Annotated in this window: 15 protein-coding genes; 9 read left to right on the forward strand and 6 right to left on the reverse strand. The window is 69.6% G+C overall.

Translation table 11 applies throughout. The features are described 5' to 3' along the window. Window positions 1-27: 27 nt before the first annotated feature. Entirely contained in the window at window positions 28-966 is a 939-nt protein-coding gene (locus ACFPJ1_RS27885; RefSeq protein WP_380108366.1) for an ABC transporter ATP-binding protein, read from the forward strand. Then, window positions 963-1,685, forward strand: a complete 723-nt coding sequence (locus tag ACFPJ1_RS27890) for an ABC transporter permease (RefSeq protein WP_380108367.1) — start codon at window positions 963-965, stop codon at window positions 1,683-1,685. Before ACFPJ1_RS27885 ends, ACFPJ1_RS27890 begins: the two co-directional genes overlap by 4 nt. A gap of 502 nt (window positions 1,686-2,187) precedes the next feature. Here ACFPJ1_RS27890 and ACFPJ1_RS27895 read toward each other — a convergent pair. From ACFPJ1_RS27895 to ACFPJ1_RS27910, 4 genes are all read right to left on the reverse strand, one after another. Continuing rightward, on the reverse strand, window positions 2,188-4,842 hold the full coding sequence (locus ACFPJ1_RS27895; protein WP_380108369.1) for a glucosidase family protein: 2,655 nt from the start codon (window positions 4,840-4,842) through the stop codon (window positions 2,188-2,190). 43 nt (window positions 4,843-4,885) lie between these two features. Continuing rightward, a complete protein-coding gene (locus tag ACFPJ1_RS27900) occupies window positions 4,886-5,920 on the reverse strand; it encodes a LacI family DNA-binding transcriptional regulator (RefSeq protein ID WP_380108370.1) in 1,035 nt (344 codons plus the stop codon). Window positions 5,921-6,028: 108 nt separating this feature from the next. After that, a complete protein-coding gene (locus ACFPJ1_RS27905; protein ID WP_380108371.1) occupies window positions 6,029-6,838 on the reverse strand; it encodes an LLM class flavin-dependent oxidoreductase in 810 nt (269 codons plus the stop codon). A 13-nt stretch (window positions 6,839-6,851) separates the two neighbouring features. Then, window positions 6,852-7,592, reverse strand: a complete 741-nt coding sequence (locus tag ACFPJ1_RS27910; RefSeq protein WP_380108373.1) for an SDR family NAD(P)-dependent oxidoreductase — start codon at window positions 7,590-7,592, stop codon at window positions 6,852-6,854. Window positions 7,593-7,780: 188 nt separating this feature from the next. Between ACFPJ1_RS27910 and ACFPJ1_RS27915 the strand changes: the two genes are divergently transcribed. From ACFPJ1_RS27915 to ACFPJ1_RS27930, 4 genes are all read left to right on the forward strand, one after another. Then, on the forward strand, window positions 7,781-9,262 hold the full coding sequence (locus ACFPJ1_RS27915; RefSeq protein WP_380108375.1) for an AlkA N-terminal domain-containing protein: 1,482 nt from the start codon (window positions 7,781-7,783) through the stop codon (window positions 9,260-9,262). 1 nt (window position 9,263) lies between these two features. Then, a complete protein-coding gene (locus tag ACFPJ1_RS27920) occupies window positions 9,264-9,818 on the forward strand; it encodes a GNAT family N-acetyltransferase (protein WP_380108376.1) in 555 nt (184 codons plus the stop codon). After that, a complete protein-coding gene (locus tag ACFPJ1_RS27925) occupies window positions 9,815-10,300 on the forward strand; it encodes a methylated-DNA--[protein]-cysteine S-methyltransferase (RefSeq protein WP_380108378.1) in 486 nt (161 codons plus the stop codon). The genes ACFPJ1_RS27920 and ACFPJ1_RS27925 overlap by 4 nt, the downstream gene beginning before the upstream one ends. A gap of 87 nt (window positions 10,301-10,387) precedes the next feature. Next, complete coding sequence (locus tag ACFPJ1_RS27930; RefSeq protein WP_380108379.1) at window positions 10,388-10,990, forward strand: YdeI/OmpD-associated family protein; 603 nt, start codon at window positions 10,388-10,390, stop codon at window positions 10,988-10,990. On the opposite strand, the gene ACFPJ1_RS27935 is transcribed toward ACFPJ1_RS27930, so the two are convergent. Beyond that, window positions 10,974-12,164 (reverse strand): cation:proton antiporter, encoded by a 1,191-nt coding sequence (locus tag ACFPJ1_RS27935; RefSeq protein WP_380108381.1) that lies wholly within the window; start codon window positions 12,162-12,164, stop codon window positions 10,974-10,976. The genes ACFPJ1_RS27930 and ACFPJ1_RS27935 overlap by 17 nt on opposite strands. A 1-nt stretch (window position 12,165) precedes the next feature. After that, window positions 12,166-12,651, reverse strand: a complete 486-nt coding sequence (locus ACFPJ1_RS27940) for a cation:proton antiporter regulatory subunit (RefSeq protein ID WP_380108382.1) — start codon at window positions 12,649-12,651, stop codon at window positions 12,166-12,168. Window positions 12,652-12,776: 125 nt separating this feature from the next. Here ACFPJ1_RS27940 and ACFPJ1_RS27945 point away from each other — a divergent pair, with 125 nt between their 5' ends. The 3 genes from ACFPJ1_RS27945 to ACFPJ1_RS27955 all read left to right on the forward strand — a co-directional run bounded on the left by ACFPJ1_RS27945 (window position 12,777) and on the right by ACFPJ1_RS27955 (window position 16,251). Next, window positions 12,777-13,343 carry a PadR family transcriptional regulator gene (locus ACFPJ1_RS27945; RefSeq protein WP_380108383.1) on the forward strand — a complete coding sequence of 189 codons (567 nt, stop codon included), beginning with the start codon at window positions 12,777-12,779 and terminating at the stop codon, window positions 13,341-13,343. Then, the gene (locus ACFPJ1_RS27950; protein ID WP_380108385.1) at window positions 13,340-15,361 is read left to right on the forward strand and encodes an oxidoreductase; all 2,022 of its coding nucleotides are present in this window, start codon (window positions 13,340-13,342) and stop codon (window positions 15,359-15,361) included. The genes ACFPJ1_RS27945 and ACFPJ1_RS27950 overlap by 4 nt, the downstream gene beginning before the upstream one ends. Window positions 15,362-15,429: 68 nt before the next feature. Beyond that, a complete protein-coding gene (locus ACFPJ1_RS27955; RefSeq protein ID WP_380108387.1) occupies window positions 15,430-16,251 on the forward strand; it encodes an ABC transporter ATP-binding protein in 822 nt (273 codons plus the stop codon). The last annotated feature ends 3 nt before the right edge of the window (window positions 16,252-16,254 follow it).

Raw genomic sequence — 16,254 nt, forward strand, 5'->3', positions numbered from 1 at the left:
CCCCGCAATACATAGGGAGGCTCTGCCATGCCCGAAAACATGCCCGAGAACGACGTTGTCGTCGTCAACAACCTGCGCAAGACGTACGGCGCGACGGTCGCCGTCGAGGATGTCTCGCTGACCGTCCGCCCGGGCGAGATCTTCGGCATCCTCGGCCCGAACGGCGCCGGCAAGACCACCACCGTCGAGTCGATCGCCGGTCTCCGTACTCCGGACGGCGGCACGGTCCGGGTGGACGGCATGGACCCGCGCAAGCACCGCACCGAGATCACCTCGCTGATCGGCGTACAGCTGCAGGCGGCTGAACTGCCGGACCGGATCAAGGCCAGGGAGGCGCTCGAACTGTACGCGTCGTTCTACCCGTCACCGGCCGATCCCGCCGAGCTGCTCGAGCGGCTCGGACTCACCAAGGTCCGCAACACCGCGTTCGCCAAGCTGTCCGGCGGTCAGAAGCAGCGGCTGTCGATCGCGCTGGCGCTGATCGGCAACCCGAAGATCGCCATCCTGGACGAGCTGACCACCGGGCTCGACCCGCAGGCCCGCCGCGACACCTGGGAACTGGTCAAGCAGATCCGGGACTCCGGCGTCACGATCATCCTGGTCACGCACTTCATGGAGGAGGCCGAGTACCTCTGCGACCGGATCGCCATCATCGACGCCGGCCGGGTGGTCGCGCTCGACACCCCGGCCGGCCTGGTCGAGGCGGCGCGGTCGGAGCAGCGGATCACCTTCCGGGTCCCCGGTGAGCTGGACGACGCGATCCTGAAGGCGTTGCCGGCGGTCAACTCCGTCCAGCGCGACGGCGGGCGAATCATTGTCACCGGCAACGACGACGTGCTGGTCGCCGTCGTCACCGAACTGGCCGGCCGCGGTCTCGCGCCGGTCGACCTGCACACCGAACAGACCACCCTCGACGACGCGTTCCTGGCGTTGGCGGGCCGTGACTTCGAAGGAGCGCAACGATGAGCCAGACCCTGACCCTGACCCGGATCGAGAGCAAGCTGTTCCTGCGCGAGTGGGCCGGGCTGTTCTTCGTGTTCGCACTGCCGCTCGGCCTGCTGACGATCTTCTCGTTGCTCGGCAACGACGGGTCCGACGGCGTCCCGGTCAGCTTCCTGCCGACGATGGCGATCGGTATCGGCATCGGCATCCTCGGGATGGCGACCCTGCCGATGCTGCTCGCGGGCTACCGCGAGAAGGGAGTGCTGCGGCGGATGTCCACCACGCCGGTCCGTCCGGTCAAGCTTTTGATTGCGCAACTGCTGCTGCACCTGGCCGCCGCCCTGGTGGTGATCGCGCTGATCCTGGGCGTCGGCACGCTGGTCTTCGACGCGCACCTGCCGAGCTCGCCGCTGCCGTTCGCCCTCGCGGCCCTGCTCTACTGCGTCGCGCAGTTGTCGATCGGAGTACTGATCGCCGGGCTGGTGTCGACCGCCAAGGCCGCGAGCATCGTCGGCAACATCCTCTTCTTCCCGAGCATGTTCTTCGCCGGTGTCTGGACTCCTGGTGATCTGATGCCCGAGTCGATCCGCTGGCTGCGCGACATCACCCCGATGGGCGCCGGCATGACCAGCATGCAGGACGCGTGGGCGGGTAGCTGGCCGGGTCTGACCCACGTCGTCGCGATGCTCGTCGTGACGGTCGGCTGCATCGGGCTGGCGGCAAGATTCTTCCGCTGGGAGTGAGACCGGACAGTGCACAGATGAGCGGTGTTATACACAGGGGGTGTGCATAACCTCGGCTCTTTCTGTGGATGGTCGCGCACTCACTGTGGATGACACGCAAAAGCTCGCGAATTGCCGGAACCTGTTGGTGAGAAGGGCTTGTGCGTGCACCGGCAGCAGAGGTAGAAATGTCGACACGCCGCTCTCTCAGGGGGCGGCGGGTCGGACGGAAAACCGAGGACCCTAGCGGTGGGGATCCCCACCGAGGTAGACCGGTGACGGGGTCTGCCGGCCCTTCGGATCCGGTTCGGGAAGCTGGAGACGTCACCTTCCTTCAGCTGTGTGGGCCCCTCCGACTCATACTCGGAGGGGCCCACTGTGCACTCCGGGATTTTCGGATTTTCCGAGGTTTTCCAAGACTTCCCAGGGTTTCGGCGAAGTCCGCCCAGACGGCAACGACCGGTGCACAGGAGCCCTGTGCACCGGTCGATCGTTTGATCACTGATTCAGCGGGACGACCGCCTCACCGCAGCGTGATCCGCAGCGACGACGTCTTGCCGTGCGCCGCCACCTGTACCTCCGTCCCGCGCGCGGTCGTCACCAGCTTGTACTGCGTGGCGCGCCCGTCGAGTGATACCGCGCGGACCTTCGCGCCGGCCGGGAGTACCGCACCGATCGTGACGGTTGCCCCGAGCCCCTTGATCCGCACATCGGTCCGAATCTCCTTGTTTGCAAGGCGAGCGGTGACATCGACGGAGCCGCCGCCCAGCCGGATGTTGCTGCCGGCCACCTTCTGCTGACCACCCGGGATCTGCGGCACGATCGATACACGGCCGTGCCCGAGATCCGGGCTCACGCCCAGTTGCTGGTGCACGACCGGCCACAGCACGCCGTACGTGCCCCAGGCCTGGAGTGCCATCGAGCGGTCGGTGAACGCCCGGCCGATGTTCGCCGGCGAGTCGGGCGAGGGGGCGATCTCCGGCATCGCGCCGGGGGTCTCCCAGACGTCCGGGTCGAGCTGGATCCGGGCGTTGCCGGTGGTGTACACCTGCTGCTGGTTCTCGCCCAGCCGACCGTAGTTGCCCTCAGCAACGGCCATGATCGAGGTGTTCAGCGAGAAGATCGCGCGCTCACTCTTCACCCCGGAGACCACCGTGTCGCAGGACGCGCCGGGGTTGCCACCCGGGTCGGCGGTCGGGCCGGTGCCGGTGTGGAAGAGCCCGAACTCTCCTGTGTAGCAAGGCTTCTCGCGCTGGTCCAGGGCGATCGCCGCGTGCTCCGGCGAGGCCAGCGGAGAGGTCGGCTTGCCGGGTCGGACCAGTTCGGCCTCCATCGGCGTGACGCCGGTCCAGTGCCGCTGGAAGATCGGCGTGTTGTCGTTGGCGGGGTTCGCCGGGTCGTCGACCGAGTCGGCGTACCCGAAGGCCTGGTCCACCCACCACTGCGTCTCGAACCGCTTCTCCAGGTCGTCGGCCTTGGCAGTCGCCCACTGCTGGATCGTCTGGTCATGACGCGATGCGGCCAGGTCGGCCAGGTCCCGCAGACCGCGGGCGAGGTACACGGTGCTGTCGAGCTTCTCGACGCCCATGCCGTTGCGCTCGACGTTCGCGAGTCCCTCGAGCCAGCCGTCGTTGTCCTTGTCGAGCACGCGGTAGACGTACTGCAGGTTGCGCACGCTGAAGTCGTACATCTCGTCGCGGAACCGGTTGTCGCCGGTCCACCGCCACAGCAGCGCCACGATGCTCGGGAACTTCACCGTCTCGTCGGTGTTGCCCGCGCTGGTGTTCGACCCGAAGTACACGTCGCCGGTCGGGGTCACCTCGTGGGCCACCTTGCCGCTGCGGTTGTTGAGCAGGTCGCTGACGTCGCGGAGCGCCCGCAGGTGCTGCTTCGCCGTGTCGAACTGGCCGGCCGCGACCGCGGCGTACGAGGTGTACTCGCCGTCGGTGGCGAACAGCCACGGGTAGTCGGGGAAGCCGGCGCCGAACCAGCGGGCCACGTCGACCGTGCCGACGGAGGCCGGGTACGACTTGCCCTCGTCGACGTCGCGGATCTGCAGGTTGTGCGCCTCCTGGACGGAGTCCGCGAGGTTCTGCTTGCTCCACTCGACGCTCTGCTGCAGCAGCCGGTCACCAGGCAGGTCCACTGACGTCATCGCGTCGATCGCCGCACGGTCGCGGCTCTTTGCCTTCAGCAACTTGTCCGGGTTGCCGATCGCCTTCTTGTACTCGCGCTGCGCCGCCGCCGGGTTGTCGTCCGACCCGGCGACCGCGAACCACACGGTGGTCGGCTTGCCCGCCTTGACGTCGACCGAGTAGGTCAGCCGCCCGCCGGTGCCCTTGCCGAACACGGAGTCGTCGCAGTGCGCCGGCGGAGTACCGTCGGCCGGGCAGACCACGGCCGGGTCCTGCGGGCCGCGGTGGTTCGCGCCGAGCGCGTGACCCGTCGGACGCAGGGACGACCCGACGAGTGCGGTGTAGTCGTGCGGCGCGGCGTTCGTGATCGGCGGCGTGCCCTGCTCACGGAACTGCAGCGTCCCGTCGGCGTACGAGCCGGTGTCGGGCAGGTTCGCCTCACCCGCGTTCGGCGTCGTCCAGCCCCACGGGTAGGACGCCATCAGTTCGGAGTGCGCGTCGACGTCGAGCTTGACCGTCTTGGCCGTGCTGGACTTCAGCGTCAGGCCGACGAGGGTCGCCCGCACGCCGTCGGGGACGAAGTCGGTGCGCGCGACGCTGACGTCGCCGCCGTAGTCGATCCGCTGGTAGCCGTGGCCGCTGGTGTACTTGGCCGCGGCGACATCCTTGCCGAGCCAGGCGCCGTCCAGGCCGAACCAGATTCCGTCGAGCAGCTTCAGCGGCTGAGTCCAGAACCCACCCATCTCGCCTCGGATGTGCCAACCGGTAGCGGGGTAGAGACCAGTCTCGTCGCCCATCGCGTAGGCGCGGTCGCCGACCAGCAAGGACCTGCGATCGGCCAGCCGCGTCGTTTCCGACAACTCACTACCGCCGGACTGCGATCCGGCTTGTACTGCTTGTACTGCGCCAGGTGGTGCGGCGGCGGGCGGGCCGGCGGTGGCCGGCAGTCCGGCGCCGGTGAGGGCGAGCACCGTTGCCGCGGCGAGGAAACCGCCGGGTCCGGCGGTGCGCCGGATGGTTCGTCCGACAGGGCGGGGTGTCATGACGGGATACCTCCTTCTGGCGGTGCGGGGGGCGCACCGCCGGTCAGCCTGGGCCTGAGCTGCCCCTGATCACTAGTGCGGGTTCCAGGAGTCGTTCGGTGGAAGGCCGGGCGTCGCCGTTGCCGGTGTCGGCGGTGGCAGGCCCGGTCAGGATGTCGATCAGTTCGGTGGCGATCTGGTCCATCGGCTGGCGGATGCTGGTCAGCGCGGGGGAGACCACCGAGGCCAGCGGGGAGTCGTCGAAACCGGTGATGCCGAGGTCGACGCCGGCCCGCAGGCCGCGCCGGTTCAGCTCACGCAGCGCGCCCAGCGCGAGAATGTCGCTGATGGCAGCAATCGCGTCGACCGGCTGGTCCGCGTCGAGCAGTTCGGCGGTCGCCCGCGCGCCGGCGTCGATGGTGTCCTCAGCACAACGGACCGCCAGCTTGGCGTCGTGCGGCAGTCCGAGCTCACGGCACGCGGTGCGCCAGCCGCTCAGCCGGTCCTCGGCCAGGCCAGAGCTCTTCGGCCAGCTGAGGAAGCCGATCCGCCGCCGGCCGGTCTCGTGCAGGTGCCGGACCGCCGCGGCGCAGCCGGCCGCGCCGTCCACGTCGACCCACGGACCCGGCTGGGTGCTCTCCTTCCACACCCGCCCGAACGAGACGAACGGGATCTGCTGCTCCTTCAGCCAGCCGTGCCGCGGATCGTGGGTCTCGGTCTGCGAGAGCACAAAGCCATCGACGAGCCGGCGCGCGTGCAGGTCGTCGTACACGGGCATGCCGTCGACGCCGGTGGGTGCGGTGAACAGCAGGATGTGCCGCCCGGTGGTCTCGGCCGCGGTGCAGAGCGCGTGCAGGAACTGGTCCATCACCAGGTGCGCCTGACCGTCCGGCCAGCTGGGCACGCAGTACCCGATCAGCTCGACCGCGCTGGTGCGCAGGCTGCGGGCATTACGATTGGGGCGGTAGTTGAGCAGTTCGATCGACCGGGTGACCCGTTGCAGGGTGTCCGGGCGCAGCCGGTGCGGGGCGTTCAGGGCGTTCGAGACGGTCTGGACGGAGACCTCCGCATGCGCGGCGACCTGCTTCAGCGTTGCCATCCCGACCTCCTCAACCCGGGTCACCCCAGCCGGTTTGAACGTTAAAACGCTCTCGCAGTCTCACCTCACCACCCCTTCCCTGTCAACGGTCTGGGCGCCCTGGAAAAGTCAGGGCAGGCGAGGTGGTCCGGCGCGGAGGATCGCCTCGGCGTCGGTGAGCGGACCAGGCGGGATCCAGCGGCCCCACCACGTCGCGCCGGCTTCGGCGAAGGCGATCGGATCGCCTCCGCTGACCTTGATGTCGAAGTGCGTCCGCTCGCTGCTCCAGCGTTCGGTCAGCAGGTCGTGGACATCCACCGGCAAGATCTGTTGTGGGGCTTCGGTGCTGCCTTTGTAGGCGCAGGACCCGTCCCAGCGCAGGATGCGGCGACGCACCGCGGGCACCAGGAAGTTGCCGCCGACCCAGATCGGGATCCGCGGCTGCTGCACCGGCCGCGCCGTCAACTGAACCCCGTCGAGGGCGTAGTGCTTGCCGGTGAAGGTGACGGGGGCACCCGTCCATAGGGAGGTGATGATCTCCAGCGACTCGTCCAGCATCTCGGCGAGCACGCGGGGCTCTGTCGGCCCGCCAACGCCGGCCAGGAAGGGATCACCCGGATCGCCGATCCCGACGCCGAGGATGAAGCGACCGGCCGACAGGTGATCCAGTGCGACCGCCTCGGCCGCCAGCTTCCAGGGTCTCCGCCTCGGCACCGGCGTCACCGTCGTACCGAGTCTGATCCTGTTCGTCGAGCAGGCCATCGCGGCGAGACAGATCCACGGGTCGTAGGTGGGCAACGCGGTCTCGCCCTGGTAGACGAGATAGTCCTCCAGGAAGACGGCGTCCCAGCCGGAGTCCTCGGCCAGCCGGGCGAGCTCGGCCAGACCGCGTGGATCGCGGCCTGGCCCCACTGCTCCGAACGTCACCGAGTAACGCACGCACCCAAGCTACTCAGGCCGCATGGCCGCCGTCGACCGTGAGCTCGGTGCCGGTGACGTAACCGCCGCCCGGACCCGCCAGGTAGACGACCGCCGCGGCCACGTCGTCGACTGTGCCGAAGCGGTCGAGTGCGAGGAAGGCCCGCTGTGCGGCCGCCAGCGGACCGTCCGCCGGATTCATGGAAGTGTCCGTCGGACCCGGCTGTACGACATTCGAGGTGATCCGGCGACTGCCCAGATCGCGCGCGAGCCCCTTGTTCAGGCCGACCAGGGCGGACTTGCTCATCGCGTACAACGTCATGCCCGGGCCGGCGTTGCGCTCCGAGATGCAACTGCCGAGGTGGATCATCCGGCCGCCGTCCGACAACCGTGCCGCGGCGGCCTGCGCGGCGACGTACACACCGCGGACGTTGACCGCGAGCACTCGGTCCAGATCCGGGAGGGCGACGTCGGTGATCAGCCCCATCGCCCCGACGCCCGCGTTGTTGACGAAGATGTCGAGCCCACCGAGTACGTCGACCGCGCGGGTGACCGCCGCGGTCACGGCGGCCGCGTCGGCGGCGTCTGCCTCGACCGCGAAGCCGCGGCGGCCGAGCGCCTCGATCTGCTTGACTACAGCCGCCGCGTCGTCAGGCGAGCTGTTGTAGGTGAGGGCCACGTCGGCGCCACGGTCGGCCAGGGCGATCGCGGTCGCGGCGCCGATCCCGCGGCTCCCGCCGGTGACGAGGGCCAGCTTGCCAGTCAGTTCGGTCATTGTTCCGGGTGTCCGTTTCTCGTTGTGCTGCAGGGATTCCTGTCCCTCCAGTCCAGCGGCCGGGCGGACCGGAAGCTGGCGGAAATGCGACCCGGGATCCTCAGGTCGCATTTCCGCTGACCGGGCCGTCCACCTCGATGGCGTAAAACCGCTAGAAAGTGTCGGCGCGGCCGGGGATGCTGGGCGACGTGTATGAATGCGTCGAGCGTTGCGTCCGAGCGGTCCAGTCGAAGGACGCCCGGTTCGACGGCTGGTTCTTCACCGCGGTCCTGACCACCCGGATCTACTGCCGCCCGAGCTGCCCGGTGGTGCCGCCCAAGGTCGAGAACATGCGCTTCTACCCGAGCGCGGCCGCCGCTCAGCAGGCCGGGTTCCGCGCCTGCAAGCGCTGCCGGCCGGACGCGAGCCCGGGGTCACCGGAGTGGAACGACCGCGCCGACCTGGTCGCCCGCGCGATGCGGTTGATCGGCGACGGGGTGGTCGACCGCGACGGCGTACCGGGGTTGGCGACCCAGCTGGGGTACAGCGTTCGCCAGGTGCAGCGGCAGCTCCAGGCGGAGCTTGGCGCGGGGCCGCTCGCCCTGGCACGGGCTCAGCGGGCCCAGACGGCTCGGCTGCTGATCGAGACGAGTTCGCTGCAGATGGCCGACGTCGCCTTCGCGGCCGGGTTCTCGAGCGTGCGGACCTTCAACGAGACCGTGCAGGAGGTGTTCGCGCTGTCGCCGACCGAACTGCGCAGCAGGGTCAAGCGCGGTACCCGGTCGACCGCTGCCGGCACAATCTCCCTGCGGCTGCCGTTCCGTGCGCCAATGACTCCGGACAACTTGTTCGGGCACCTCATCGCGACCGGTGTACCCGGGGTCGAGGAGTGGCGCGGCGGGGCGTACCGCCGCACCCTGCGACTGCCGCACGGGCACGGCGTGGTCGCGCTCAGCCCGATGCCCGACCACATCGCCTGTCAGTTGTCGTTGACGGACCAGCGCGACCTCTCGATCGCGATCAGCCGGTGCCGCCGGATGCTCGACCTCGACGCGGACCCGACCGCCGTCGACGACCTGCTCCGGACCGATCCGGTGCTCGCGCCGCTGGTGGAGAAGGCACCGGGCCGCCGGGTGCCGAGGACCGTGGACGGCGCCGAGTTCGCAGTACGGGCTGTGCTCGGGCAGCAGGTGTCGACGGCTGCGGCGCGGACGCATGCGAGCCGGCTGGTGCAGGCGTACGGGGAACCCATCGAGGATGCGGGTGGCGGGTTGACCCACCTGTTCCCCCGGATGGATGCGCTGGCCGGGCTCGATCCGGAGACGCTGGCCTTCCCGAAGTCCCGGCGGACGACGCTGACCACGTTGATCGCGACGCTCGCGGCCGGCGAGATCGACCTCGGCGCGGGCAGCGACTGGGACGAGGCGCGCGAGCAGCTCGCGGCCCTGCCGGGGATCGGCCCCTGGACCGTCGAGTCGATCGCGATGCGGGCGCTCGGTGACCCGGACGCCTTCGTGGCCAGCGATCTGGGCGTCCGGTACGCCGCCCGCGACCTCGGGTTGCCCGAGGCGCCGAAAGCGCTGATCGCGCATGCCCGGGCCTGGCGTCCCTGGCGTGCTTATGCGGTGCAGTACCTCTGGGCGACCGGAGACCACGCCATCAACAAGATTCCCGAGACCTCCGCGGAGTGAGATGACCGAGCTGAAGACCGACCGCCTGCTGCTGCGACAGTGGCAGGACAGCGACTACGAGCCGTTCGCGGCGATGAACGCGGACCCGGCCGTGATGGAACACTTCCCGGCGCCGATGACCCGAGAGGCCAGCGACGGGCTGATCGACCGGACCAAGACGTCGATGGACGAGCGCGGGTTCGGGCTGTGGGCGTTGGAGGTGCTCGACACCGGCCGATTCATCGGCTTCACCGGGCTGTCGGTGCCGAGCTTCGAGGCGCACTTCATGCCCGCGGTCGAGATCGGCTGGCGTCTGTCGAAGGATGCCTGGGGCAACGGATATGCGAGCGAAGCGGCCCGTGCGTCACTGGCGTACGGCTTCGGTCCGGCCGGGCTGGAGGAGATCGTCTCGTTCACCGCGACCACCAACAAGCCGTCCCAGCGGGTGATGGAGCGCATCGGCATGACGCACGACGAGGCCGGCGACTTCGACCACCCGAAACTGGAGCCCGGCCACCGGCTCGAGCGGCATGTGTTCTACCGCATCACCCGGGCGCAGTGGGAAGCTCGACGATGACGTACGCCGTGATCGACAGCCCGCTCGGCCGACTCACCCTGGTGGCGACGGACCAGGGCGAGCTCGCCGGGCTCTACATGGAGCAGCACCGCCACCGGCCGCCGCTCGAGACCTTCGGGGTGCGGGACGACTCGGTGCTGCCCGGGGTCGTGCAGCAGTTGAAGGAGTACTTCGCCGGCGAGCGCACCACCTTCGACGTCCCCCTCGCCCTGACCGGGACGCCGTTCCAGCGGCGGGTGTGGACCGCCCTGCAGGACATCCTGTACGGCGAGACCACGACGTACGGGGAGCTCGCGGCCTCGCTCGGTCTGGTGCCCGGCGCCTCCCGCGCGGTCGGGCTCGCGAACGGGAAGAACCCGGTCAGCATCATCGTCCCGTGTCACCGCGTGGTCGGCTCGACCGGCAGCCTCACGGGGTACGGCGGCGGCCTGGACCGCAAGCAGCGGCTGCTCGACCACGAATGCGCCGACGTACTCTTCTGAAGTCCCCGATGAAAGTGCTCATTGGGTGAGCAGTTATCGGGCGCATGCTGGCTTCCAGACGAGCAGATCGACGGAAGGCAGCGCGAGATGAGCACCCTGGTCAAGACCCCGCAGGTCGTCACCGACGCCGAGGCGTTCCACCCGGCGAGTGTCGAGGAGTGGCGCGAGTGGCTGGCGCTGAACGGGCGGACCGAGCGGTCGGTCTGGCTGGTCGTCCACCGCAAGGGCAGCGCCGAGGGCATCCAGCTCGCCGAGGCGGTCGAGCACGCACTGTGCTTCGGGTGGATCGACAGCAAGACAGTCCGGCGCGACGGGCAGAGCACGTACCAGACCTTCACCCCGCGCAACCCGCGCAGTACCTGGAGCCAGGTCAACCGGGACCGGGTCGAGCGGTTGCTCGCCGAGGGCCTGATGGAGGAGCCGGGTCAGGAACTGATCGACCTGGCGCGGCGGACCGGCACCTGGGACTGCCTCGCCGAGGCGCAGAACGGCGTGATCCCCGCCGATCTGCAGGCCGAGTTCGACCGGTGCGACGCGGCGGCCAAGCACTTCCAGGCGTTCTCGCCCTCGTCGAAGCGGCTAATCCTCGAATGGATCGCTCTCGCCAAGCGCCCAGAGACCCGGCAGCGCCGGATCGACCAGACCGTCACCCTCGCCGCCGTGAACCAGCGCGTCAACCACCCACGCTGATCGACGCGGAGGTCGACTTGCTGCGCCGGGTGGTGAGCTTCTTGGCGATCGGTTCGGTGAAGCGGGCGGCGAGCGGTCCGAGGATGACCAGGATCAGCACGTACGCCGTCGCGAGCGGGCCGAGGCGTGGTTCCACCCCGACCGCGAGGCCGGCGATCACGATCGAGAACTCGCCGCGCGCCACCAGCGTTCCACCCGCGCGCCAGCGGCCCGCCGTACCGACGCCGGCGCGGCGGGCGGCGTACCAGCCGGTGCCGACCTTCGTCAGCGCGGTCAGGACGGCGAGGGCGAGCGCGATGCCGAGCACGGGCGGGATCTGGGCGGGATCGGTGCTCAGCCCGAAGAACACGAAGAACACCGCGGCGAACAGGTCGCGCAGCGGGCTGAGCAGGTTCCGGGCGCCGTGCGCGACCTCGCCGGACAAGGCGATGCCGACCAGGAACGCGCCGACCGCGGCGGAGACTTGCAGTTCCTGCGCGATCCCCGCGACCAGCAGGGTCATACCCAGCACGACGAGGAGCAACATCTCCGGGCTGTCCGAGGAGACGGCCCGGCTGATCCACCGCCCATAGCGCAGGGCGACGAACAGCACGATGCTCACCGTACCCAGTGCGACCAGCACGGTGATGCTGCCGCCGGCCAGTCCGACCCCGGCCAGCAACGTGGTCAGGATCGGCAGGTAGGCCGCCATCGACAGGTCTTCGAGCACCAGGATGCCGAGGATCACCGGTGTCTCCCGGTTGCCCAGCCGGCCGAGGTCGCCGAGTACCTTCGCGATCACGCCGGACGACGAGATCCAGGTGACGCCGGCCAGCGCCACGGCCGCGACCGGTCCCCAGCCGAGCAGCAACGCAGCGATGGCACCGGGCAACGCGTTCAGCAGAAAGTCGACCACCCCGGACACGTACTGCGTCTTCAGCGTGCCGACCAGATCGGCTGCGGTGTACTCGAGGCCGAGCAGCAACAGCAGCAGGATGACGCCGATCTCGGCGCCGGTGGCAACGAACTCCTCCGAGGCGGCCAACGGCAGCAGGCCGCCGTGCCCGAAGGCCAGACCTGCCAGCAGGTAGAGCGGGATCGGGGAGAAGCCGAACCGCCAGGCGATCCGGCCGAGGATGCCGAGGGCAAGCAGAACCGCGCCGAGCTCGACGAGCAGGGCTGTGGTGTCGTGCATCTCAGCCTCCCGTGATGAGGTCTGCCGCGGCGTCCACGCCTTCGCGCGTGCCGACCACCACGAGGGTGTCGCCGATCGCGAACCGGAAGTCCGGCGCCGGCGACGGCACCGCGCCGGAGCGGCGCAGTACCGCCACGATCGACGCGCCCGTCCGGCTGCGGACCTGGGTGTCGCCAAGGGTTCGGCCGGAGTACGGCGATCTGCCGGTGACCGGGATCTGCTCGGTGACCAGGTCGATCTCGATGTCGCTGTGCAGCGGGTCGATCGGTGCCGGGGTCAGCAGTTGTCCCAGGGCGGACGCCTCCGCCGGAGTCAGTGGGACGGAGGCGCGGCAGTTGTCGTCGTCATCGGGGTCGTGGAAGCCGAGGAATCGCCGCCCGTCCGTGTGCGCCACCACCGAGACGTGCTTGCCGCCGTCGGTGGTCAGGTCGTACCGGACACCGATGCCCGGCAGCGTGGTCCTGGTCGGGTGAGCCTGCTGGTCCATGGTTCGTCCGCTCCCGCGATAGATGGCGTCTGCAACATTCTCCAGCACGCGGCCAACCCTTGTTCAGTGTGACGCTGCTTGCAATCAGGTGCAGTGCAACGAGTTGCATAGGTAGCCTCGGCGTCATGGCCCTCGAGCACGCGATCCTCGTCTCGCTCACCGAACGGGCCGGCTCCGGTTACGAGCTGGCCCGGCGGTTCGACCGGTCGATCGGGTACTTCTGGCCCGCGACCCACCAGCAGATCTACCGGGTACTGCGCCGGATGGACGACGCCGGTTGGGTCACCCACACCGAGGTGGCGCAGGACGGCCGGCCGGACAAGAAGGTCTACGAGGTCTCCGACGCCGGCCGCGACGAACTGACCCGCTGGCTCGCCGAGCCGATCGAGCCGGCCGTGCTCCGCGACGGCCTGGGCGTGAAGCTCCGCGGCGCCTCCCTCGGCGACACCGACGCCGTACTCCGTGAGGTGGAGCGGCATCGCGGCGAACACTCGGTCCGGCTCGAGGTCTACCGCGGCATCGAGCGCCGCGACTTCCCCAAGCCCGGCAAGCTCGCCGGCCGGGAGCTCCACCAGTACCTCGTCCTGCGCGGCGGCATCCGCGCGGAGGAGTCCTTCGTGGCCTGGTGCGACGAAGTCCTCCAAGCGCTGTCCCCATCGACTAGGGCACCACGATCGGAGCGCACCCGATGACCGAGTACCCGCACCTGCTGGCACCGCTGGACCTCGGCCACGTCACCCTGCGGAACCGGGTGATCATGGGCTCGATGCACACCGGGCTCGAGGACCGGGCGAAGGACCTGCCCAAGCTCGCGGCGTACTTCGCCGAGCGGGCCCGCGGTGGTGTCGGCCTGATCGTCACCGGCGGCTACGCTCCGAACCGGACCGGCTGGCTGACTCCCTTCGGCTCCCGGCTGACCAGCCGCAGGCAGGCGCGCAAGCACCGGGTCGTCACCGACGCCGTACACGCGGAGGGCGGTCTGATCGCGCTGCAGATCCTGCACGCGGGGCGGTACGCGTACCACCCGTTCAGCGTCTCGGCGTCCGCGCTGAAGGCGCCGATCAACCCGTTCAAGCCGCGCGCACTCTCAGATCGCGGCGTCCGCCGCCAGATCGACGCGTACGTCGAGTGCGCCGCGCTGGCTCGCGAGGGCGGCTACGACGGCGTCGAAGTGATGGGCTCCGAGGGATACTTCATCAACCAGTTCCTGGCCGAACGGACGAACAAGCGCAAGGATCGCTGGGGTGGCAGCGCGGAGAACCGGCGCCGCCTCGCGGTCGAGATCGTCCGGGGTATCCGGCAACGCGTCGGCCCGGACTTCCTGATCATCTACCGGCTCTCGATGGCGGACCTGGTCGAAGGTGGCCAGGACTGGGCCGAGGTCGTTGCGCTGGGCAAGGAGATCGAGCAGGCCGGCGCGTCGATCATCAACACCGGGATCGGCTGGCACGAGGCCCGGGTGCCGACCATCGTCACGTCGGTGCCGCGGGCGGCGTTCACCTCGATCACGGCCGCGTTCCGTCCGCACGTGCGGATCCCGGTAGTCACCTCGAACCGGATCAACCTGCCGCAGGTCGGCGAGGAGGTGCTGGCCCGGGGCGACGCCGACCTGATCAGCATGGCCCGGCCGTTCCTGGCGGACCCCGAGTGGGTGCTCAAGGCAACCACCGACCGGGCCGACGAGATCAACGTCTGCATCGCCTGCAACCAGGCCTGTCTGGACCACGTTTTCGCCAAGCGCAAGGCCAGCTGCATGGTGAATCCCCGGGCCGCCAGGGAGACGGAGCTCGTGCTGCTGCCGACCCGTCGTACGCGCAGGATCGCGGTCGTGGGCGCCGGGCCGGCCGGACTCTCGGCGGCGGTCACCGCGGCCGAGCGGGGGCACGAGGTCGAGTTGTTCGAGGCGGACGACGAGATCGGCGGCCAGTTCGGCATCGCCCGGCGGATCCCCGGCAAGGAGGAGTTCGCCGAGACCATCCGGTACTACGGTCGCCGGCTAGAGCTCACCGGCGTCAAGGTGCACCTCGGCCGCCGCGCGAGCGCCGAGGACCTGCGCGGTTTCGACGAGGTCGTGCTCGCCACCGGGGTGGTCCCGCGGATCCCGGCAATCCCCGGCATCGACCACGAGAAGGTCCTCTCGTACGTCGAGGTCGTGCGCCTCGGGCGACCCGTCGGGGATCGGGTGGCGGTGGTCGGCGCCGGTGGGATCGGCGTCGACGTCAGCGAGTTCCTCACTACGGCAGACTCGCCGACCCTCGACTTGGCGGCGTGGAAGGCGGAGTGGGGTGTCACCGATCCGCAACTGGCGGCGGGCGCACTCACGAAACCGCGGCCCGAGCCGTCGCCACGCCAGGTCTTCCTGCTGCAGCGCAAGCCCGGCAAGATCGGTGCGGGTCTGGGTAAGACCACCGGCTGGGTGCATCGCGCGGCCCTGAAGAACAAGCAGGTCGAGCAGTTGCGCGGGGTGAACTACGAACGCATCGACGATGAGGGCCTGCACATCAGCTTCGGCCCGAAGCGCGAGAAGCCCCGCACCCTCGCCGTCGACACCGTCGTCATCTGCGCCGGACAGGAGCCCGTCCGCGACCTCGCCGACGACCTCCGCGCCGCGGGTGTCTCCGTCCACCTGATCGGAGGCGCCGACGTAGCCGCGGAAGTCGACGCCAAACGCGCCATCGACCAGGGCACCCGTCTCGCCGCGACGCTCTGAATCTGTCACCGTCCAAGTACTGATCGTGAAGCTGACAAGCTTAGTTAGGTGAGGCTAACCTTCAGCCCATGCGAGAGTCAGTGGGGCTGGCCGGCGTCGATCTACACCTCGGCTATCACGGTCATCAGGTGGTCGACGGCGCGTCTCTGCGCATCGAGGCCGCCAGTGTCACCGCACTCGTCGGGCCGAACGGCAGCGGCAAGTCGACGCTGCTGCGTGCCCTGGCCCGGCTGCACAAGCCGGAGTCCGGCGAGATCGCCTTCCCGGACGGGCAGTCCGCTCTCGCGCTGTCCTCGAAGGACTTCGCTCGGCGCGTCACCCTGCTCTCGCAGTCCCGCCCGACCCCGAACGGTGTCAGCGTCCGCGACGTCGTCGGCTACGGACGCCACCCGTACCGCGGTCGCTGGCGGAACGACGACCCGGACGGCAACCAGGCGATCAACCACGCGATGGACGTCACCGGCGTCACGATGATGGCCGAACGGGCCGTCGACGAGCTGTCCGGCGGCGAACTGCAGCGCGTCTGGCTAGCGACCTGCCTGGCCCAGGACACCGGCGTCCTGCTGCTCGACGAGCCGACCACGTTCCTCGACCTGCGCTACCAGATCGAGATCCTCGACCTGATGCGCGACCTCGCCGACGACCACGGGGTCGCCGTCGGCGTGGTGCTGCACGACCTGAACCAGGCCGCCGCGGTGGCCGACCGGATCGCACTGCTGGATCGCGGCCGGATCCGCGCCACCGGTACGCCCGCCGAGGTCTTCGAGGCCGACGCGCTGTCCGAGACCTACGGGATCCGGATCGAGGTCGGCACCGATCCCGCCACCGGCCTGCTGAGCACCCGGCCGATCGGCAAGCACACCCAACGACCCACCCTTCAAAACACCTGAGGT

It is taken from the genome of Kribbella qitaiheensis (assembly GCF_042657745.1).
GTDB lineage: Bacteria > Actinomycetota > Actinomycetes > Propionibacteriales > Kribbellaceae > Kribbella > Kribbella qitaiheensis.